A 20446-nucleotide genomic window follows, 5' to 3' on the forward strand; every position below is an offset into this window, starting at 1 on the left:
CGGGAGAAGGTTGGGATGAGGGCCAAGCCGCACCGTCCTAGAACCGACGATAGCTGCGCTGCGCCTGGCTCACCTTATACAAATAACGACGTGATTCTGCCGAAGGGTGGTTGGTGGTCAGCGTCTGATACACCTCCGCTGGCGACATACCGTTAATCGACGAGAACGCACGATCTTTATCGCTGGAGAACACGCGCAGTACGCTGCCAGCACCGCCGTTATAGGCCGTAATCACCGCATAACGCCGCGAAACCGGATCCTGAATGCCACCCAAATAGCTTCTCTGCAGCAGCGACAAATACGCGGTGCCCGCATCAATATTATTCTCAGGATCAAGCAGATAGCTACGGCTCGGCTTGCCGCCTTTGCCCTTCATACGGAACACATCAACACCGGCGGTATGCTGCACGACCTGCATCAGTCCCAGCGCATCGGCATGGCTCACCGCATAGGGGTTGAAGCTCGATTCAATCTGCATAATCGCCAGAATCAGTGACGCATCCACGTTATATTGCTCAGCGGCTTTACGCACCATCGGCAGATATTTGTGGGCACGCTTATCGAGGTGGTTCGGCACCATCGGAATGGTCACCGACCAGATGACGTGCAATCCGGAGGTGCGTTTCTGCAGTTTGTTCTGAATCAGATAATCAGCAAAGCTGCCGGCGCGGCCCTGCCAGCGAATCGGCTGGCCGGTATTGTCCAGCACCTGGCCGTAGAGCAGCGGCTCTTTACTGATCTGAATATCGTTGGCATCAGAGTAGAGATCGACATTACCCGGATCTTCGCCAATCAACAGCGTAGTGATGATCGCCTGGCGCAGGCTGGCCATCGGATCGGTGCCGGAAATGGTCTCAATAGTGATGCTACCGCTGTCAAAGTTGATGTGACTGCGGGTGTAATATCCGTCGCTATATTTGACGTAATCTTTCGGTCCAGCGATCAGAACCTCATTGATTCCCCAAATATTTTCAATGTTATGGGCGAACTGACCCATCAAAATATCAAATCCGTTGGTGTCCTTGACCCACTCTTCATGAAACGGCGATTTTTTTTGTCCGGAGCAGGAAACCAAAAGGGGTGCTATCACCAGCAGGGCTATCAGTTTTTTGTTCATTGTAAATACGTGCCTGACTCGAAAAAGAGGGCCTCAAAGGGAAGCCCTGAACGGTTATTTTTCTGGCGGGGTGTAACCTTCAATGTGCACATCTTTGCCTTCAAACAGGAAATTAATCATCTCCTTTTCCAGCACTTTGCGATCTTCCGGGTTCATCATGCTCAATTTCTTCTCATTGATCAGCATGGTCTGCTTGGACATCCACTGTTGCCAGGCTTCTTTGGAGATCTCATTGAAGATGCGCTTACCCAGTTCGCCAGGGTAGAGCTGAAAGTCCTGGCCTTCAGCATCGCGTTGCAGATAAGTACAAAAAATGGTGCGGCTCATTACTCTTCCTCTTCGGTCACATGCTTATGCAGTGACAGTTGCTGGGGATGGCGCAATTCATGCAATAAGCGCTCAACCGGCGCCGCCAAACCCACTGACGGTGGTTGCGCTAAGTTATACCAGAGACCGCCCGCTTCATCCATCAGCGACCCGGAGGAAGGCCACGCTAGCCACATAGGCACAATGTCTAAATGGAAATGGCTAAAGGTATGACGAAACGCCGTGAGCTGCTGCGGTTGGGCGTGAATGCCCCGTTCGCTTAGCCAGTCAGTCAGCGCTTGCTCACTAGTAAACTGTGGGAAGCAGAACAGTCCGCCCCATAAACCTACTGGCGGACGCTGCTCTAACCACACATCATCGCCATCCTGCATCATCAGCATCCAGCCGCTACGTTCCGGCAAAGTCTGCTTCGGTTTCTTGCCGGGATAGTCAGCCCAGCTGCTGTTGGCATAAGCGACGCAGCCGCTGTTGAGTGGGCAGATTTCACACTTAGGACGTGAGCGAGTACATACTAACGCGCCAAGGTCCATCATCGCCTGATTAAACTGGCTAACGCCTGCGGCTGGCGTGACCTCTTCGCTGATCTGCCACAAACGTTTCTCAACGTCTTTTTTGCCCGGCCAGCCGCCGACCGCGTAGCAGCGCGCCAGCACGCGTTTAACGTTGCCATCCAGAATCGGGAAATGCAGACCCAGCGACAGCGATAGCACCGCGCCCGCCGTCGATCGACCAATCCCTGGCAATGCTGCCACATCATCAAAGTTACGCGGAAATTCGCCGCCGTGTTGCTCAACCACCTGCTTAGCCGCTTTATGCAGATTGCGCGCACGCGCGTAATAACCGAGGCCGGTCCACAGATGCAGCACTTCATCCAGCGGCGCGGCGGCTAGATCGGCCACGGTGGGGAAGCGCGCCATAAAGCGTTCAAAATAGGGAATGACGGTAGCAACTTGCGTTTGCTGCAGCATCACTTCAGAGAGCCACACTTTGTATGGCGTCTTCTCCTGCTGCCACGGCAGGGTTTTGCGACCGAAGCGCTGATACCAATCCAGCACTTGTTGCGCGAACATCGGCGCTTGCATCATAAGAAGGAAATTTTCCGTGTTTACTCTACAATCAGGCAGGAATTCCAGCACAGAGACATCAGGGTGTAAACCGGAACATTGCAAAGGCTTGCTTCTGCTTTCTAACTTTGCATAATGCCCGTTTCCCAGAACAGGCTAACCAGCAGGCTTCAACATGATTAATGACGTCATCACCCCTGAATTTGATGAGAACGGGCGGCCATTACGCCGTATCCGCAGTTTTGTGCGCCGCCAGGGGCGCTTAACGAAAGGACAACAGCTCGCGCTCGATAATTTATGGCCGGAGATGGGCGTTGAGTTCCAGCCGGAACCGCTGGATCTGGTGACGCTGTTTGGCCGTGACGCGCCGGTCGTGCTGGAAATTGGTTTTGGTATGGGCGCCTCGCTGGTGACCATGGCGCAGAACAATCCGCACCAGAACTTCCTCGGCCTGGAAGTTCATGCACCGGGCGTCGGCGCTTGTCTGGCGTCGGCGAAGGAAGCGGGCGTAGAGAACCTGCGCGTGATGTGTCACGACGCGGTGGAAGTACTGCAGAAGATGATTCCGGACAACTCGCTGCGTATGGTGCAGCTGTTCTTCCCGGATCCGTGGCACAAAGCGCGCCATAACAAACGTCGCATCGTACAGGTGCCGTTTGCTGAACTGGTGATGCGCAAGTTGAAGCTGGGCGGCGTGTTCCACATGGCAACCGACTGGGAAGCCTACGCCGAACACATGTTAGAAGTGATGAGCAGCATCGACGGATATAAAAATCAGTCGGAGAGTAATGATTACGTGCCGCGTCCCGAAACGCGTCCGTTAACCAAGTTTGAGCAGCGCGGGCAGCGACTAGGCCATGGCGTATGGGATCTGATGTTTGAGAGGGTGAAATAATGGCCGTACAGCGTAGCCGTCGTTTGCGTAAAAAACTGCATATTGATGAGTTTCAGGAATTAGGTTTCTCCGTGGCCTGGCGTTTTGCCGAAGGCACCACCGAGCAGCAAATTGATGCGACTGTTGATCAGTTCATTAACGAAGTGATCGCGCCGAATGGTTTGGCCTACGATGGCAGCGGCTATCTGGTGTGGGAAGGTCTGGTTTGCCTGCAGGAAACCGGCAAGTGCACCGATGAGCACCGCGAGCTGGTGCGTAAGTGGCTCGAGCAGCATAACCTTTCTGATATTCAAGTAACTGAACTCTTCGACGTTTGGTGGGACTAATCTTTAATGGTTGATGCGTGTTGGTGGCCATAAATGGCCACCCTACAATGCATTTCGTAGGGTCGCCATTTATGGCGACCTTTTTATTGCTCAGGAGATTTCATGGTTCGTAAGGCACTTATCGCCGCGCTGCTGCTGGCGGCAACTCAGGCTCAGGCTGCATACGAGTGCAGCGTCAAGCCACAGGATGATGTGATCATTAAACCGCAGAGCGTGCAGGTGGTGGGCAGCAACGGCAACCTCGAAATCACTCCGCAGGGCGATGTGCAGTTTAATGGCCAGAAGGTCAACGTGGATAACGCCGCGCGCCAGAAAGCCATCGATTATCAAACCGCGCTGCGTCGCGACTTGCCATGGATCGATAGCGGTGCGAATTCGCGTCTTGAACGCAGCCGCGTGGCGCTGGATAAAGTGATCGTCGAAAAGCTCGGCGCTAACAGCAATGTGCGTAATCGTCTGACCAAGCTGGACGGCCAGCTCAAGCAGCAAATGAACCGGATTATTGAGCATCGCCCGGATGGATTAACCTTCCATCATCAGGCCATCGATCAGGTGCGCGCTGAAGGCGAGAAGCTGGTGCAGAGCACATTGGGCGGCATCATGCAGGATAGCCTCAACGAAATGGGCAGCAGCCAGGCCGCGAGCGGCAGCAATCCGCTGCAGGCCATTATGGGCAACCTTGGCGGCTTACAGCAGTCAGTGCAGGCGGAATGGAACAAGCAGGAGCAGGATTTCCAGAATTTCGGCCACGAAGTGTGTAACCGCGTCACCGTGCTGGAAGAGCAGCGCAAAGGGTTGATGCAGGGCGTTAAAGGCTAACAAAGCAGAAGGCCGGTTTCCCGGCCTTCTGTTTACTCATCTTCGCTTAAGAACAGCTCCAGCAGCGAGTTCAGGAACAGCTTCCCTTTCTCAGTAATCTGCCAGTGTTCAGCGCTTTCCACCACGTATCCCGCGGTTATCGCGGCATCAATTTGCGGGCGAATGATCTGCTCATCCATACCGGTATAGCGACGGAAATCCGCGCGCGGAGCGGCCTCCAGCAGGCGGAAGCGGTTCATAAAGAACTCGAATGGCTTATCGTTTTCGCCCACTTCGTGCTGCTTATCAAGATAATGACCTTTCATAAAGCCACGTGGATGGCGCGTTTTTACGGTGCGCACGATGCGGCCATCCGGCTGCGTCAGCTTGCCGTGTGCGCCGCAGCCAATGCCCAGATAATCACCAAAGCGCCAGTAGTTAAGGTTGTGTTCGCAGCGATAACCGGGCTTGGCGTAGGCCGAGGTTTCATATTGCTGATAACCTGCGGCGCTCAGCAGTTGATGACCTTGTTCAAAGATATCCCACAGCGCGTCATCATCCGGCAGTTTCGGTGGACGCGAGCCAAATAAGGTATTCGGTTCGATCGTCAGCTGATACCACGACAGATGCGGCGGGTTAAGAGCAATCGCCTGACGCAAATCATCCAGCGCTTCTTCCAGCGACTGATCCGGCAAGCCGTGCATCAGATCGAGGTTAAAGCTGCGCAAACCTAAGCCTTCAGCCAGCTGCGCCGCGCGTACCGCTTCTTCCGGCCCGTGAATGCGGCCCAGACGCTCCAGCTTCTGTGGGCTAAAACTCTGCACGCCAATCGAAATACGGTTAATCCCCGCGCGCTGATATCCACTGAAGCGATCGGCTTCCACCGTGCCCGGATTGGCTTCCATGGTGATTTCCGCATCGGCAGCCAGCGGCAAACGCGCTCGCACGCCATCCATCAGCATCTGCATCGCATTGCTGCTCAGCAGGCTTGGGGTACCGCCGCCGATAAAGATGGTGCGCACTTCGCGCCCCGCGGTGAGCGGCAAATCTTGCTCGAGATCGTTCAGCAGGTGCTGCACATACTCGATGTGCGGCACCTCGCCTTTTAACGCGTGAGAGTTGAAATCACAGTACGGGCACTTCTGCACACACCACGGAATATGGATGTACAGGCTTAACGGAGGTAACTCAGGCATTGCGCATCGCTTCCAGCAGCAGCGTCAATGCTTTACCACGGTGAGAGACGGCGCGCTTTTCGTCTTTACTCAGCTCTGCCGCCGTTTTACCTAATTCAGGTACGTAGAAGATGGGATCGTAACCAAAACCGCCTTCGCCAGCGGCTGAGCGGGTGATTTCACCGGCCCAGCTGCCGTGAAACACCAGCGGCGTGGGATCGGCGGCATGACGCACATACACCAGCACGCAGTGGAATTGTGCCTGGCGTTTGCCCTCCGGCACATTTTCCAGCGCCACCAGCAGCTTCTCCAGATTCTGCTGGTCGCTGGCGTCAACGCCAGCATAGCGCGCGGAGTAAATGCCCGGCGCGCCGCCCAATGCGTCCACCGCCAGGCCCGAATCATCAGCAATCGCCGGTAAGCCGGTAATGTCAGCCGCATGGCGCGCTTTGAGAATGGCGTTTTCGATAAAGGTCAGGCCGGTTTCTTCCGCTGACTCCACGCCGAGTTCGGTTTGCGCCACGATATCGAGTCCGAAGGCCGCTAACAGATCGGCCAGTTCACGAACTTTGCCCGGATTACCGGTAGCGAGAACAACTTTTTGCATAACAGTTCCAGATTAGCGAATTACAGCAAATACCAGAGACCTGGGAACAGGTCCATGCCGAGGAAATTCAGCGCGTACAGCACCAGAATGACAATCATGGCAGAGAAATCGATGCCGCCCATCGCGGGCAGAATACGGCGAATCGGTGACATCAGCGGTTCAGTCAGCTGCAACAACACCTGATCCATCGGACCGCGGCCCTGGCTGATCCAGCTCATCAGTGAGCGGATGATGATTACCCAGAACACCAGATAACCGGCGGACTTCACCAGCGACAGCAGGCCAACCAGCAGATTGGTCGGATCAATCGAGAATACGCCGACCTGAATCAGCAGCAGTATCGGATATTTCAGCGTGGTGAGCACAAACGCCAGCAGCAGCGAAGCGGTATCAATTGGGCCAATCGCGGGGATGATACGGCGCAGCGGCTTGATAATCGGCTGAGTGATCTTCACGACAAACTGCGCCAGCGGGTTGTAGAAGTCACAGCGCGACCACTGCATCCAGATGCGCAGCAGCAGCACCATCACGTACAAATCGATCAGCGTTTTGACTAAAAACGTCAGTGTTAACATGAGGTTCCTCAATTATTGTTGTGTAGGTCGCGCATAATCCCGCGCGCCGAAAACGGCGGTGCCAATCCGCACCATGGTGCTGCCCGCGGCGATTGCCGCGTCCATATCGTCACTCATTCCCAGAGAAAGCGTATCGACGTCAGGATAATCCTGCTGTAAGGCATGAAACGCGCTGGCCATCTGCTGGCAGACCGCCAGTTGCCGATCGTATTCTGATTCCGGCGCTGGAATGGCCATCAGCCCACGCAGGCGCAAATGTGGCAGCGCGGCGATGTATTGCGCCAGCTCGGGCAGCGCCTCCAGCATGATGCCAGATTTGCTGTTTTCGTCACTGATATTTACCTGAATTAACACGTTGAGCGGCGGCAACGACGCCGGGCGCTGATCGTTCAGGCGCTGCGCGATGCGCTGCCGGTCAACGGTGTGACACCAGGCAAAATTTTCCGCCACCAGACGGCTCTTATTGGATTGTAGCGGACCGATAAAGTGCCATTGCAAATCAGGATGTGCGGCCAGCTCAGCCACTTTTTCAACCCCTTCCTGCACGTAATTTTCACCGAACGCCTGCTGTCCAGCGGCAATGGCTTCTGCGACCGCGCTCGCAGGTTTGGTTTTGCTCACTGCAAGCAGCGTAATTTCTTCTGGCGCGCGCCCGCAACGTGCGGCGGCAGCGGCGATGCGCTCACGCACTTGCTGTAAGTTGTGCTCAATGGAAGTCATAGTCAGGAGAAGTTAAATGGAGTTGGATGAAATTGTGGCCCTTAGTGTAAAGCATAACGCCGCCGATCTGCACCTTTGCAGCGGACATTTGCCGCACTGGCGCCGACAAGGCGTGCTGGAGCCGATTCCGCAGCAAAGCGCGCTGGAGGGCGGCTGGCTGGAAAGCTTTATGCAGCAGTGGCTCACTGCGTCACAGCAGGCCGAGCTGGAGGAAAATGGCCATGTCGATTTTGCCATTACGCTGACCAGCGGCGTGCGACTGCGTGCCAACCTGTTTATGCAGCGGCACGGTTTATCGTTGGCGCTGCGGCTGATTGCCAGCAGCACGCCTAATCTTAGCAGCCTGCATTTGCCCGAAGTGGTGAGCCAGCTATTACAGCTGGAAGAGGGGCTGATTTTGATCACCGGCGCCACCGGCAGCGGCAAATCCACCACGCTGGCGGCAATGGTGGATAGCCTTAATCGTCAGCAGGCGCGGCACATCCTGACGCTGGAAGATCCAATCGAGTTTGTTCATCACAGTCAGCGATCGTTGATTCAGCAGCGCGAAGTGGGCGCGCACTGCGCCTCGTTTCAACATGGGCTAAAAGCCGCGCTGCGCGAAGATCCCGATGTGATTCTGCTTGGTGAACTGCGTGATAGCGAAACCATCCGGCTGGCGCTTACCGCAGCAGAAACCGGGCATTTGGTGCTGGCGACGCTGCATACGCGCGGCGCAACCCAGGCGGTGGATCGGCTGGTGGATGTCTTTCCCGCCGAGGAGAAGAACCTGGTGCGCACCCAATTAGCGGGCAGCTTAAAAGCGGTGCTGGCGCAGCGCTTAGTGCCGGCAAAAGCGGGCGGACGCGTAGGGTTATTTGAAGTATTGGTAGCGACGCCAGCGGTGGCAAACCTGATTCGTGAAGGGAAAATGCACCAGTTGCCAGGCGTGTTACAAACCGGCGCGCAGGCCGGGATGCAAACCTTTGCCCAGAGCGAGCAGGCGCGTCAGCAGGCGGGGATGATTTGATGTGGGATTGAGTACAAATCGTAGCGGCGCAATTTATTGCGCAATGCATGGATGGGCATGGTGCCGTCATTTATACGCGCGATAAATCGCGCCGCTACGGTATGTGATAGATCTGGATGAGATAACTGGTAAGGGTTTAATGCGTCTCGAACCAATCTTCGAGGATAATCACTGCCGATTGCGAATCGACCTGGCCCTTCTGCAGCGCACGAAAACCACCGCGTTCAAACAGGTCGGCACGCGCTTCAACGGTGCTCAGGCGTTCGTCCTGCAGCTCAACGCGCACGCCAAAACGACCGTGCAAGCGATTGGCAAACTTACGCGCGCGCGCCGTCAGCTCTTGTTCGGTGCCATCCATATTCAGCGGCAAACCGACCACTACATAATCGGGCTGCCACTCTTTCAGCAGTTTTTCGATCAGGTTCCAGTCTGGCGTGCCATCTTGCGCTTTTAAGGCCGTCAGCGCACGAGCGGTACCCGTGAGCTGCTGTCCAATGGCGACGCCGATGCTTTTGGTGCCAAAATCGAAGCCCAATAAGGTTTCATTGGCCATCAGGCGTGCCCTGCATCGGTGGCGATATTGTGTATATCCACGCCTAAGCCGCGTGCCGCTTCGCGCCAGCGCTCTGCGATAGGCGTCTGGAACAAAATATTGGTATTAGCCGGTGAGGTAAGCCAGGCATTTTCCAGCAGCTCGTCTTCAAGCTGACCCTTCTCCCAGGCACAATAACCCAGCGCCACCAGCACATTGTCTGGCTGCGAGGCAGTACCTATCGCTTCCAGCACATCACGCGAGGTGGTGATCACCGTGGTGTCAGAAATACGAATGCTCGAGGAGTAAATGCGCTGCGCCGAGTGCAGAATAAAACCACGATCCTCCGCCAGCGGACCACCGGCAAACACTGGCTTATCCAGTTTGATGGCTGGATCGCGTTCGGATGCGCTAATTTTAAGCTTTTTAAGAATGCCTTCAACCGTCAGGTTTTCCATCGGTTTATTCACGATCAAACCCATGGCGCCATCTTCATTATGCTCGCAGATATACACCACGGAGCGTTTGAATAGCGGGTCCTGCAGCGACGGCATCGCAATTAAAAAATGATGCTGTAAATTCATTATCACTCGTATATCAAAAATAACCGGCGCAGCCGCGACAGCGCCGGTTTTGGGTGTTCACGGAGCTTGCACTCCGACGGCATCAGCCCAGGCGTTTCTCAATGGCATCCATCAGCATGCCGGTGATTGATATCGGGAACGCGGCCTCGATTTCACGTACGCAGGTTGGGCTGGTCACGTTAACTTCAGTCAGTTTATCACCGATGATATCCAGACCGACAAAAATCAGCCCCTTGGCTTTGAGTGTTGGACCGACGCGACGCGCAATTTCCCAATCGCTGTCGCTCAGCGGACGCGCTTCGCCACGGCCACCAGCGGCCAGGTTACCGCGCGTTTCACCGCCTTGCGGAATACGCGCCAGGCAGTAAGGCACCGGTTCGCCATCCACCACCAGTACGCGTTTATCACCCTCTTTAATCGCCGGCAGGTAGTTCTGCGCCATGCAGAAGTTCTGGCCGTGATTGGTCAGGGTTTCAGTGATCACGCCGAAGTTCGGGTCATCTTGCTTCACGCGGAAGATGGACGCGCCGCCCATGCCATCAAGCGGCTTCAGAATCACATCACCATGTTCCTGCCAGAAGGCGCGCAGCTGCTCTTTGTTGCGCGTAACCAGCGTATCGGGCGTCAGGTCGGCAAACCAGGCGGTATACAGCTTTTCGTTGCAGTCGCGCAGGCTTTGCGGTTTGTTGACGATCAGCGTGCCTTGCTCTTCAGCGCGCTCCAGCAGGTAGGTGGCGTAGATAAACTCGGTGTCGAACGGCGGATCTTTACGCATCAGCACCACGTTGAGATCGGCCAGCGGGATAAGCTGCTCGCTGCCAAACGTGTACCAGTTGTCGTAGTTCTGCTCAACGCTCAGCAGACGGGTGCGCGCATAGCTCACGCCGCCGCGCAGAGAGAGATCGCTCATCTCCATGTAATGAATTTCGTAACCACGGCGCTGTGCTTCCAGCAACATGGCGAAGCTGGTGTCTTTTTTAATGTTGATGGACGAAATGGGGTCCATAACGATGCCAAGCTTGATCATTATTCTCTCCTCAAGGGGTATTCAACCAAAAGTATCGCTTAACCGAGGTCGCCAAACCTCACCTGAAGTGCCGTAATGGCGGTGAGCGCGGTAGTTTCGGTGCGTAACACGCGTGGTCCGAGCAAAATATCGGTGAAACCCTGCTGCGCCGTCATGGCAATTTCTTCGGCGGATAAGCCGCCTTCCGGTCCAATCAGCAAACGTACGCGCTCCACCGGCTGCGGCAGCGTGTTAATGCTGTGACTGGCGCGCGGATGCAGATTGAGTTTTAAACCCTCATCGGCTTCCGCACACCAGGCTTGTAATGTCATCGGCTCGCGAATTTCCGGCACGCGATTGCGGCCGCACTGTTCACAGGCGGCAATTGCGATTTTCTGCCATTGCTGAATCTTTTTCGCCAGTCGCTCGGCATCCAGCTTTACGCCGCAACGCTCAGAAAACAAGGGCGTAATCACATTCACGCCAAGTTCGATCGATTTCTGGATAGTGAATTCCATTTTTTCGCCGCGCGACATCACCTGACCAAGATGCAGATGCAGCGGCGATTCACGGTCATCAGCCTGACTGGCAAGGACCCTTACTTTTACACGCTTTTTATCAGCCTGGGTGATTTCAGCGTTAAAAGTCAGATTACTGCCATCAAACAGCTCAATTTGCTGACCAGCGGTCATGCGCAGCACGCGCCCGACATGGTTAGCGGCGTCCTCATCAAGGAAGACTTCACTGTTTACTTCAAGAGATTCGGGGTGATAAATGCGAGGTATACGCATGCGGTTCCTGCCAGCGTTATGCCGTGTCCGCTGACACGGCGCAATCGAAAAAAGCTAGTGTAGGGTAGCGCTTTTAGCGCTGGCAAGCCTGCTGTACATAAGCGTTATGATTTCCCTGCACTTTAGCGATGCGGTTGTCGCGCTCGCACTCCCACTTCGTCACCGGATATTGCTTATCCCAGGCGGTAAACAACTGGGTTTGCTGGCGTGACAGGCGCAGCTGATATTGATCGCGCATATAGAAGTAGGTGCGTGCTATCGCACCGCGTGCGCGTTCGGGCGGCTGCGCCAGCTTCTGCTTAAAATCAACCTTCATGCTGCACTGGCCATACTGTTGATCGCCACCGTTCCACTGGCTGTACTGGAAGTTATTGCGATCGCCGTTCACTTCGCCAATCGCCGGCTGCAGGTTATGCAAATCGCTTTCGATGCGGCGATAATCCGCGTCTTTGCTGCAGTTTTTGCGTCCGCCGTTTTGCCAGCACTGACGCTGATGACCGAATTCCCACGCTGGCATCACATGTTCCCACTCAATGCGTTCAGCGCGATTGGCATTCTTACGCACGCTGTAGCCGCAGCTGGATAAATCCGGCACGCCTTTTTTGCCGTGCCAGCTGATTTTGCAGCCGCAGTAAAAGTCCGCAGGCGCATCGGCGTTGATCTGCGCCGCATAGGCTTTGGCCTGATTAAAATTGTTTTGATGATAGTGAGTGAAACTGAGGCTATAAGCACTAAGTGGGGCAACTAATAAGGTAAGAAACAGCAGCGTTTTGCGAGACATATTCCAAAAATTAACCTGGTCCTGAAAAAGGGCGGCAGGGTAACAGAATGATGACGCATGGGATATGAGATTAGACTATGTTGCTGAGCTATGTTGCTGAAAACTCACCGGGCTGCAGCAGAGATTTGCAGTGTACGCAACGATACTCGCTTTCGCCGCGCAGCACGCGGTTATGGCGACGCACAGTCAGCTGGTGCTGCTGACAGCGGCAGCGATAGGGGAACGTATTGCTGCGCACTGAGTCGATTTCAAACTGGTGGGTGCGACGCGCCGGCACGCCGAGCACGCTCTCCATCATCCATTTCCACTCTTTGCCGTGCGGCGGCACGCGGCCAAAGGTTTTCCACACCAGCAGATGCGCCAGTTCGTGCGGCACCACTTCATCAACAAACGCCTGCTGATTTTCCAACAGCAGCACCGGATTGATTCGGATTTCCCACTTTTCCAGCCATGCGGTGCCCGCCGCCGTGCCGCGCTGCTGGTAGATCAGCGAGGGCTCATCAAAGCGGCGCTCCAGCTTCTCGTTGGCCAGCTGTAAAAAATGGCGCAGCGAGCGCATAACGGCTTGTTGTAAGGCGATGGGAAGGCGCGGTGTTTTCATGTGGGGCAGGATAAAAGGTTGCGACAGTTGAATCAAACAAAAAAGGGCCGCCAGCAGGCAGCCCTTGAATTCGCTTATCGGGATTATTTCTGACCGATATCGCGCAGTTTTTTGCCTGACATCAGATTGCGTTCGATGTGTTCCAGCGAGACGTTTTTGGTCTCTGGAATCAGCGTCAGCGTCAGCAGAATGAAGAACACGTTCAGACCGGCGTACACCCAGAAGGTTGGCGCGTTGCCCAGCGTATTCAGCATGGTCAGGAAGGTGGCGCCGACAATCATGTTGGCAATCCAGTTGGTCGCGGTGGAAACCGTGATACCAAAATCGCGGCCTTTTAGCGGCTGGATTTCTGAACATAGCACCCAAATCAGCGGACCGGCAGACATCGCAAAACCAATGATAAACATCAGCAGCATCGCGACCGCGAAGTACTGCGCTTCTGGCGAGTGGATGCCGATGTGCAACATTGTACCCAGCACGCCCATACCAACGGCCATCACCAGGAAGCCCAGCAGCAGCGTTGGTTTACGGCCCCAGCGATCCACCAGACCAATAGCGATAAAGGTAGCCAGCACGTTCACCAGACCCACAATCACCGTGCCCCACATTTGCTGCGTGGTGTTGGCAAAGCCAGCGATTTCGAAGATTTTCGGCGCGTAGTACATGATGACGTTCATACCGGTGAACTGCTGCATCACCTGCAACAGCACGCCGAGGAACACCGCGCGGCGGAAATTACTATTGCTCTGGAACAGCTGCCAGCCAGACTGTTTGATCTTCAGGCTTTCACGAATCTCATCCAGTTCACGTTTTGCTTGTTCGCTGGTATCACGAAGACGCGATAACACGCGTTCCGCACTGCGGAAATCCCCCTTCGCGGCCAGCCAGCGTGGGCTATTCGGCAGGAAGAACACGCCAATCAGCAGCAACACGGCAGGAATGGTGATGATGCCCAGCATCCAGCGCCATGCGCCGGCGTCGGCGAAGGCGGTATCAGAGAGATAAGCGGCCAGAATACCGATGGTGATCATCAGCTGGTAGAGCGAAATCATACTGCCGCGAATCTTCTCTGGCGCGATTTCAGAGAGATAGAGCGGAGCGGTATAAGACGCGACACCTACGGCCAGGCCCAGCACCACCCGTGCAGCGATCAGCATGTCCGGGCTGGTTGCACCCGCAGACCACAGCGAACCAATGACGAACAGAATGGCACCGGCCATCAGGCTTTTTTTACGGCCCAGACGCGATGACATCCAGCCGCTACCTACAGCACCCACCGCCGCACCAAACATCATCGAGCTGACGATCCATTCCTGCTGATGTGCGGTGACGTTAAAATCTTTTGCGATGAAAGGCAGAGCACCGGCGATAACACCGATATCCAATCCAAACAGCAAGCCGGCCAGGGCCGCTAAAAAGCAGACAAACAAGGTCATGACCTTATTTGATGTTCTGCTTTTGTGATTATTACCAGGCATGATGCCTCCAAAGTTTATCCATCGTTGTTGTTATCAATGTTATGAAACCTGTCGGCGGAAAAAAGTGAGAGCGATCACATCAGTGTAATCGGTTACACACGCTGAAACCCTGCAATCCAGCATTTTCCGCCCGAAATAGTTACGTAACCAGTAAGGTATAGCACCCTTTAAGTTTCTGACATTGCACTAAATACCGGCTATCAGACGACGCTGAAAATAACGCATTTTCACAGTAATAACTACGCTGAAAAATCTCTAAATTGCCGATTGTTAAAGGATTTCAAAATGTAATCGTTATCACTATGTTGTAAACACAGCGTAAGAAGTGTAGACGGCATAGAAAAATGCGCCTGACGATTAAAAGGCATAAAAAAAGCCCGCCTAAGCGAGCTCATTTTCAGTCATACATCTTGCAGCGTTTCCCTCTCCTGTGGGAGAGGGCCAAGGTGAGGGCATCAGCCCGCAGAGGACGCGATTACTTCAAGCCCGCCGCTTCACGCAGTTGAGCCGCTTTATCGGTCTGCTCCCACGGGAAGTGCTCACGGCCAAAGTGACCGTATGCTGCGGTCTCTTTATAGATCGGTTTCAGCAGATCCATCATCTGAATCAGGCCATATGGACGCAGGTCGAAGAACTCGCGTACCAGCAGCGTCAGCTGCTCGGTGGAGACTTTCTCAGTGCCGAAGGTTTCAACCATGATGGAGGTTGGCTCAGCCACGCCAATCGCGTAGGAAACCTGAATTTCGCAACGGTCAGCGAGGCCAGCTGCAACGATGTTCTTCGCCACATAACGTGCAGCGTAAGCGGCAGAACGGTCAACTTTTGACGGGTCTTTGCCCGAGAATGCGCCGCCACCGTGACGCGCCATGCCGCCGTAGGTATCCACGATGATTTTACGACCGGTCAGACCGCAGTCACCCATTGGGCCACCGATAACAAAACGGCCGGTTGGATTGATGTGATATTTGGTGCTGGCGTTGATCCACTCCGTCGGCAGAACCGGCTTGATGATCTCTTCCATCACGGCTTCGCGCAGATCGGCGGTGGTCACCTCTTCAGCATGCTGCGTTGACAGCACAACCGCATCGATACCGACAATTTTGCCGTCATCATACTGGAAGGTGATCTGGCTTTTCGCATCCGGACGCAGCCATGGCAGTGAACCGCTTTTACGCACTTCAGCCTGACGCTGCACCAAACGGTGCGCATAGGTTACCGGCGCTGGCATCAGCACATCGGTTTCGTTGCTGGCATAACCGAACATCAGGCCCTGGTCACCGGCGCCTTGCTCCAGCGGATCGGTACGGTCAACGCCCTGGTTGATGTCTGGCGATTGCTTACCAATCGCGCTCAGTACCGCGCAAGAGTTCGCATCAAAGCCCATATCGGAATGGACATAACCGATTTCACGTACGGTATTACGGGTGATCTCTTCAATATCAACCCATGCGCTGGTGGTGATTTCACCGCCAACCAGCACCATACCGGTCTTAACGTACGTTTCGCAGGCCACGCGTGCTTTAGGATCCTGTTCCAGGATGGCATCCAGCACGGCATCGGAAATTTGGTCAGCGATTTTATCAGGATGTCCTTCTGATACGGACTCAGATGTAAAAAGGTGTTTAGCCATTCTGTTCTTTACCTTAACAATGGTTTGAATACGACTGCATAGCGTTAATGATGAAATCGACTTAACGCCCCTTCAGGCAAAGCCACGAGCAGTAAGAAGTTTTAATGCGCCAGACAGACACCGCCTGGATGTTAATCAGTTTAGATGGAAAACCATCTGGACGGCTATTCTAGGTTACTCAGTGAGCACTTTTCCAGTGCTTTTTCCGTTCCCGCATTTTCCGCAACATCGCAAGTGGAATAATTTCCTGACACCGCACGCAGTTACCTGACAAAGATTTTGCAATTTAACCCGTGTGGCTGTATAAAACGCCGCTGCTGTTTCAGCGTAAAGGATGACGTCACTGTGCGTCGCGCCGTCAGATGTCATTTATTCTGACTTTCACCCAAGCCGTTTCTCGCAGGCTGTTAGCCGGCGATGGAGGTGATTAAAGTAATGAACCACTCTTTCTCTCTCACTGGTTCACTGCGCTGTATCGGCGCGCTGGCTCTCCTTTCCCATTCCACATCTGTTCTTTTATCCTGTCGACGTTCTGTTCATTATCCCGACACGAGCATCGGTTAAATTATCCCTACATCTATTACTGCGTTTCACTCGCTAATGAACGTGCAAATCTCCGGCTATTGCCCTGATTTCACCGACTTCGGCGCGGTGTTTTACACTTAGAGTCATGCAACCTTAAAGGGGCAGTAAGCAGGATGGGACAATTTTCACCTGGCGTTACCATGACAAAACGCGGTAACGATTTCATATTTCAACGGAAAATTGAGGTTCGCGATGTCTGACGACATGAAGAATATCAAGGGTTCGTCAGCTGGCGAACAGGGTTCACTCCGCTCCATGCAGGAGGTGGCAATGAACGATCAGGAAGCGAGCAGAATGCTGCGTACCTACAATATTGCCTGGTGGGGAAATAACTATTACGACGTTAACGAACTGGGGCACATCAGCGTGTGTCCCGATCCGGATCAGCCGGAAGTGCGCGTTGACCTGGCAAAACTGGTTAAAGAGCGCGAAGCCGACGGTCAGCGTTTGCCTGCGCTGTTCTGCTTCCCGCAGATTCTCCAGCATCGTCTGCGTTCGATTAACGCCGCCTTTAAACGTGCGCGTGAGTCCTACGGCTATAAAGGCGATTACTTCCTGGTTTACCCGATCAAGGTTAACCAGCATAAGCGTGTGATTGAGTCGCTGGTCAACTCCGGCGAGCCGTTAGGCTTAGAAGCCGGTTCGAAAGCGGAACTGATGGCGGTACTGGCCCATGCCGGTAAAACCCGCTCGGTGATCGTCTGTAACGGCTATAAAGATCGTGAATATATTCGTCTGGCGCTGATTGGTGAGAAGCTCGGTCACAAAGTTTATTTGGTGATCGAGAAGATGACCGAAGTGCGCCTGGTGCTGGAAGAAGCTGAGCGGTTGAGCGTGGTGCCGCGTCTCGGTATTCGTGCGCGTCTGGCCTCGCAGGGTTCAGGCAAGTGGCAGTCGAGCGGTGGCGAAAAATCCAAGTTTGGTCTGGCAGCGTCGCAGGTGTTGCAGCTGGTCGACATCATGCGCAAGGCCGGTCGTCTCGATAGCCTGCAGCTGCTGCACTTCCATCTCGGCTCACAGATGTCCAACATCCGCGACATCGCCACCGGCGTGCGTGAGTCGGCGCGCTTCTATGTTGAGCTGGCGAAGCTGGGCGTTAACATCAAATGCTTCGACGTCGGCGGCGGTTTGGGCGTCGACTATGAAGGCACGCGTTCGCAGTCCGATTGCTCGGTCAACTATGGTCTGAACGAGTACGCGAATAACGTGATTTGGGCGATTGGCGACGCCTGTGAAGAGAACGGTCTTGAGCACCCAACGGTGATCACTGAATCGGGGCGTGCGGTAACCGCGCACCATACGGTGCTGGTGTCCAACATCATTGGTGTGGAACGAAACGAATTCAGCACGCCAGTGGCACCGGATGCCGATTCACCGCGTCCGATCCAGAGCCTGTGGGATACGTGGCAAGAGATGCATGAACCCGATGTGCGTCGTTCGCTGCGTGAATGGCTGCACGATAGCCAGATGGATCTGTTCGATATCCATACGGGTTATTCATCAGGTACTTACGATCTCGGTCAGCGCGCCTGGGCGGAGCAGCTCTATCTGAGCATCTGCCACTATATTCAGCAGCATCTCGATCCCAGCAACCGTGCGCACCGTCCGATCATTGATGAGCTGCAGGAGCGGATGGCGGATAAGATTTACGTCAACTTCTCGCTGTTCCAGTCGATGCCGGATGCGTGGGGTATCGATCAGCTGTTCCCGGTGCTGCCGCTGGAAGGGCTGAACAAAATGCCTAAGCGTCGCGCGGTGTTGCTGGATATCACCTGTGACTCCGATGGCACCATCGATCACTACGTTGATGGCGACGGTATTGCCACCACCATGCCGATGCCAGAGTACGACATTGATAATCCACCGATGCTCGGCTTCTTTATGGTCGGTGCCTATCAGGAGATCCTCGGCAATATGCATAACCTGTTCGGTGATACCGAAGCGGTGGATGTGTTTGCATTCCCGGATGGCAGCGTTGAAGTGCAGCTGTCCGATGAGGGCGATACCGTGGCGGATATGCTGGAGTATGTGCAGCTGAATCCGAACGATCTGATGACGCTGTTCCGCGATCAGGTTACACAGCAGACCGATATTGATGAAGAGCTGCGTGCGCAGTTCCTGTCAGAATTTGAAAGCGGCCTGTACGGTTATACTTATCTTGAAGATGAGTAATTAATTGCTCATTAACCGGGCTTCGCCAGAGGCCCGGTTTTAACCATTCCTGCCTTTTTTCTTTTTCATCGCCACTTATTTAATTAATTTGTGAAGATGATCACTCTTGACCTATTTATAACCGCCCACCCAAAAAACGTCATTAATAGGTTCTTCTCTATCTTCTTATTTTTGCTAAGAAAGCCCGCCGGCTGGCATCGCTATTATCAATAATAACCCTGCAGTAAGTACTGATTCATCAACCATCTGACAGCCAATCTGTTATGTATTGATTGGGATGTATAATAAAAATTTAAACATTAAGGGTTGAATAGTAACTATTGTAATTATCTTTTTTTGGCACCTTTTGGAATCATTGATTTAAAATGAATGAATTCGCATTTAAGGATAAAGATATAAATCAACCCATATTGATTTAATTATTTTTGTTTTATTTCAAATGCTTCGTTGTTTTATGATCTGTCAAGACTGGTACTAACTTAAATTTTTCTAGGAATAATCCGAAGTTTTTATGAACTTTAGAGAAATTTACTTACGTTATTGATTGGTTTAAACGATTGAAGTTGTCAGCACTGTTTACTGAAATCTATTTTTCAAAGTGTAAGTTGTACGTTAACCTTCAGTTAAGGCATTAAGTTTTATCAATGTTTCCCTTACTTCTTACATGAGAAATCCTGACAGTTTAGCGCTATCAGGCAGTTGCAGTAAGGACCATGAAATGAGCAATCAACCGAAGTTTATCTTCATGTTGGAGCCGGTTTACGCTTTATCCGGTCAGGTGATTGCCAGGGAATTGTTAACGCGTTTTGCCGATGACGCAGATATCAATAATAAGCGTAACCCCAACAGGGATGCAGGTTTCTTCAGTCAGCTTTCTGCTGACATTAAATGGCAGTTATTCCTCCACCAGATCGAAAAACTTATTCAGCTATACCAGAAAGGGTTTGATCAGATTGTCAGTGTGAATGTTGATAGAGATATCGTAGCCAGCATCTTTAAAGATGATGAAATACAAGAAAAACTGGCTCAACTGACGCTGCTGCGTCTGGAAATATCCGCATTCTTCACCGCGCGCTTTAATAGCGCCGATCTGCTGCTGTTAAAAGGTGTCGCGAAAGTGACGCCCGCCCCTTTATGGCTCGATGACTTTGGTCCGGGTTATTCCAACCTGAACATGCTCGATAGCGGAATATTTGAAATCGTCAAGATTGACAAAGATTTTTTTTGGCAATTTGGCGACGGTCGCACCTTTGACATTCTGCTCGACCACCTCAACGAATTATGCAACGGCGTGATTGTTGAGGGCGTTGAAAATCAACAACAGGTCGACCTGCTGTCGCATAAAGCAATTTATGGCATGCAGGGCTATTTCTGGCAGAGCATCTATCTCAATGATTTTATAGCGTAATCCTGATATTAGTTGGGTTGGTTTCATCCCTCGGGGAAGAAAAATATGTCAAAGCCTGGGCTGCACGCGTTTCACGTAATTACTGCCCGGCCGATTGAGAATAAAACTATTTTTCCCATGGTGATTTTAAGAAATAAAACCAATGCGTTATCAGGATGGCGGCTTAACAAAACTCAACGCGATTTCATCATTAGCCTGTATGAGGTCGCTCCAGAGAAGAAGTGAATAATCTCACTGATTATTCACTGTAAAAGCCGGTGTCCGC

The 20446-nt window shown here is 53.3% G+C and carries 21 protein-coding genes; 6 read left to right on the plus strand and 15 right to left on the minus strand.

Going from position 1 to position 20446, the window contains the following annotated elements; genetic code table 11:
- Positions 1-37 precede the first annotated feature (37 nt).
- Genes mltC through mutY form a run of 3 tightly spaced genes read right to left on the minus strand, consistent with a single transcriptional unit; the run spans position 38 to position 2529 of the window.
- Positions 38-1117 carry a membrane-bound lytic murein transglycosylase MltC gene (gene mltC / locus AC790_RS01280; RefSeq protein WP_007890331.1) on the minus strand — a complete coding sequence of 360 codons (1080 nt, stop codon included), beginning with the start codon at positions 1115-1117 and terminating at the stop codon, positions 38-40.
- Between the two features lie 54 nt (positions 1118-1171).
- The gene (locus tag AC790_RS01285) at positions 1172-1444 is read right to left on the minus strand and encodes an oxidative damage protection protein (RefSeq protein ID WP_007890330.1); all 273 of its coding nucleotides are present in this window, start codon (positions 1442-1444) and stop codon (positions 1172-1174) included.
- A complete protein-coding gene (gene mutY, locus AC790_RS01290; protein WP_049850702.1) occupies positions 1444-2529 on the minus strand; it encodes an A/G-specific adenine glycosylase in 1086 nt (361 codons plus the stop codon). Before mutY ends, AC790_RS01285 begins: the two co-directional genes overlap by 1 nt.
- A 154-nt stretch (positions 2530-2683) precedes the next feature.
- Here mutY and trmB point away from each other — a divergent pair, with 154 nt between their 5' ends.
- The 3 genes from trmB (at position 2684) to AC790_RS01305 (ending at position 4548) form a co-directional block, all read left to right on the plus strand.
- The gene (trmB, locus tag AC790_RS01295; RefSeq protein ID WP_007890328.1) at positions 2684-3403 is read left to right on the plus strand and encodes a tRNA (guanosine(46)-N7)-methyltransferase TrmB; all 720 of its coding nucleotides are present in this window, start codon (positions 2684-2686) and stop codon (positions 3401-3403) included.
- Positions 3403-3729 (plus strand): YggL family protein, encoded by a 327-nt coding sequence (locus AC790_RS01300; RefSeq protein WP_049850703.1) that lies wholly within the window; start codon positions 3403-3405, stop codon positions 3727-3729. The genes trmB and AC790_RS01300 overlap by 1 nt, the downstream gene beginning before the upstream one ends.
- 102 nt (positions 3730-3831) lie before the next feature.
- Positions 3832-4548 carry a DUF2884 domain-containing protein gene (locus AC790_RS01305; protein ID WP_049850704.1) on the plus strand — a complete coding sequence of 239 codons (717 nt, stop codon included), beginning with the start codon at positions 3832-3834 and terminating at the stop codon, positions 4546-4548.
- Between the two features lie 32 nt (positions 4549-4580).
- Here AC790_RS01305 and hemW read toward each other — a convergent pair whose 3' ends face one another.
- From hemW to AC790_RS01325, 4 genes are read right to left on the minus strand one after another with little or no spacing between them, the layout of a single operon-like run.
- Entirely contained in the window at positions 4581-5723 is a 1143-nt protein-coding gene (hemW, locus tag AC790_RS01310) for a radical SAM family heme chaperone HemW (protein ID WP_049850705.1), read from the minus strand.
- Positions 5716-6309 (minus strand): XTP/dITP diphosphatase, encoded by a 594-nt coding sequence (locus AC790_RS01315; RefSeq protein WP_049850706.1) that lies wholly within the window; start codon positions 6307-6309, stop codon positions 5716-5718. The genes hemW and AC790_RS01315 overlap by 8 nt, the downstream gene beginning before the upstream one ends.
- Positions 6310-6329: 20 nt before the next feature.
- Positions 6330-6884: a YggT family protein gene (locus AC790_RS01320; protein WP_007890323.1), complete on the minus strand. Its 555-nt coding sequence runs from the start codon at positions 6882-6884 to the stop codon at positions 6330-6332.
- A 12-nt stretch (positions 6885-6896) separates the two neighbouring features.
- Positions 6897-7604 carry a YggS family pyridoxal phosphate-dependent enzyme gene (locus AC790_RS01325; RefSeq protein ID WP_049850707.1) on the minus strand — a complete coding sequence of 236 codons (708 nt, stop codon included), beginning with the start codon at positions 7602-7604 and terminating at the stop codon, positions 6897-6899.
- A gap of 16 nt (positions 7605-7620) precedes the next feature.
- Here AC790_RS01325 and AC790_RS01330 point away from each other — a divergent pair, with 16 nt between their 5' ends.
- A complete protein-coding gene (locus tag AC790_RS01330; RefSeq protein WP_049850708.1) occupies positions 7621-8613 on the plus strand; it encodes a type IV pilus twitching motility protein PilT in 993 nt (330 codons plus the stop codon).
- A 136-nt stretch (positions 8614-8749) separates the two neighbouring features.
- Here AC790_RS01330 and ruvX read toward each other — a convergent pair whose 3' ends face one another.
- The 8 genes from ruvX to metK form a co-directional block, all read right to left on the minus strand.
- Positions 8750-9166 (minus strand): Holliday junction resolvase RuvX, encoded by a 417-nt coding sequence (gene ruvX, locus AC790_RS01335; RefSeq protein ID WP_007890320.1) that lies wholly within the window; start codon positions 9164-9166, stop codon positions 8750-8752.
- On the minus strand, positions 9166-9729 hold the full coding sequence (locus tag AC790_RS01340) for a YqgE/AlgH family protein (protein WP_007890319.1): 564 nt from the start codon (positions 9727-9729) through the stop codon (positions 9166-9168). The genes ruvX and AC790_RS01340 overlap by 1 nt, the downstream gene beginning before the upstream one ends.
- 82 nt (positions 9730-9811) lie before the next feature.
- Positions 9812-10756: a glutathione synthase gene (gene gshB, locus AC790_RS01345; protein WP_007890318.1), complete on the minus strand. Its 945-nt coding sequence runs from the start codon at positions 10754-10756 to the stop codon at positions 9812-9814.
- A gap of 38 nt (positions 10757-10794) precedes the next feature.
- Positions 10795-11526 (minus strand): 16S rRNA (uracil(1498)-N(3))-methyltransferase, encoded by a 732-nt coding sequence (gene rsmE / locus AC790_RS01350; RefSeq protein ID WP_007890317.1) that lies wholly within the window; start codon positions 11524-11526, stop codon positions 10795-10797.
- Between the two features lie 73 nt (positions 11527-11599).
- On the minus strand, positions 11600-12307 hold the full coding sequence (endA, locus tag AC790_RS01355; protein WP_007890316.1) for a deoxyribonuclease I: 708 nt from the start codon (positions 12305-12307) through the stop codon (positions 11600-11602).
- An 88-nt stretch (positions 12308-12395) separates the two neighbouring features.
- On the minus strand, positions 12396-12908 hold the full coding sequence (locus AC790_RS01360; protein WP_049850722.1) for a SprT family zinc-dependent metalloprotease: 513 nt from the start codon (positions 12906-12908) through the stop codon (positions 12396-12398).
- Positions 12909-12991: 83 nt separating this feature from the next.
- Positions 12992-14386, minus strand: a complete 1395-nt coding sequence (locus tag AC790_RS01365; protein ID WP_007890314.1) for a sugar porter family MFS transporter — start codon at positions 14384-14386, stop codon at positions 12992-12994.
- Positions 14387-14861: 475 nt separating this feature from the next.
- Positions 14862-16016: a methionine adenosyltransferase gene (gene metK / locus AC790_RS01370; RefSeq protein ID WP_007890313.1), complete on the minus strand. Its 1155-nt coding sequence runs from the start codon at positions 16014-16016 to the stop codon at positions 14862-14864.
- 777 nt (positions 16017-16793) lie between these two features.
- Here metK and speA point away from each other — a divergent pair.
- Positions 16794-18773 (plus strand): biosynthetic arginine decarboxylase, encoded by a 1980-nt coding sequence (speA, locus tag AC790_RS01375; RefSeq protein ID WP_049850709.1) that lies wholly within the window; start codon positions 16794-16796, stop codon positions 18771-18773.
- A 718-nt stretch (positions 18774-19491) separates the two neighbouring features.
- Positions 19492-20181 (plus strand): EAL domain-containing protein, encoded by a 690-nt coding sequence (locus AC790_RS01380; protein WP_049850710.1) that lies wholly within the window; start codon positions 19492-19494, stop codon positions 20179-20181.
- Positions 20182-20446: the final 265 nt, after the last annotated feature.

The organism is Pantoea sp. RIT-PI-b (assembly GCF_001187905.1).
Classification (GTDB): Bacteria; Pseudomonadota; Gammaproteobacteria; order Enterobacterales; family Enterobacteriaceae; genus Pantoea; species Pantoea nemavictus.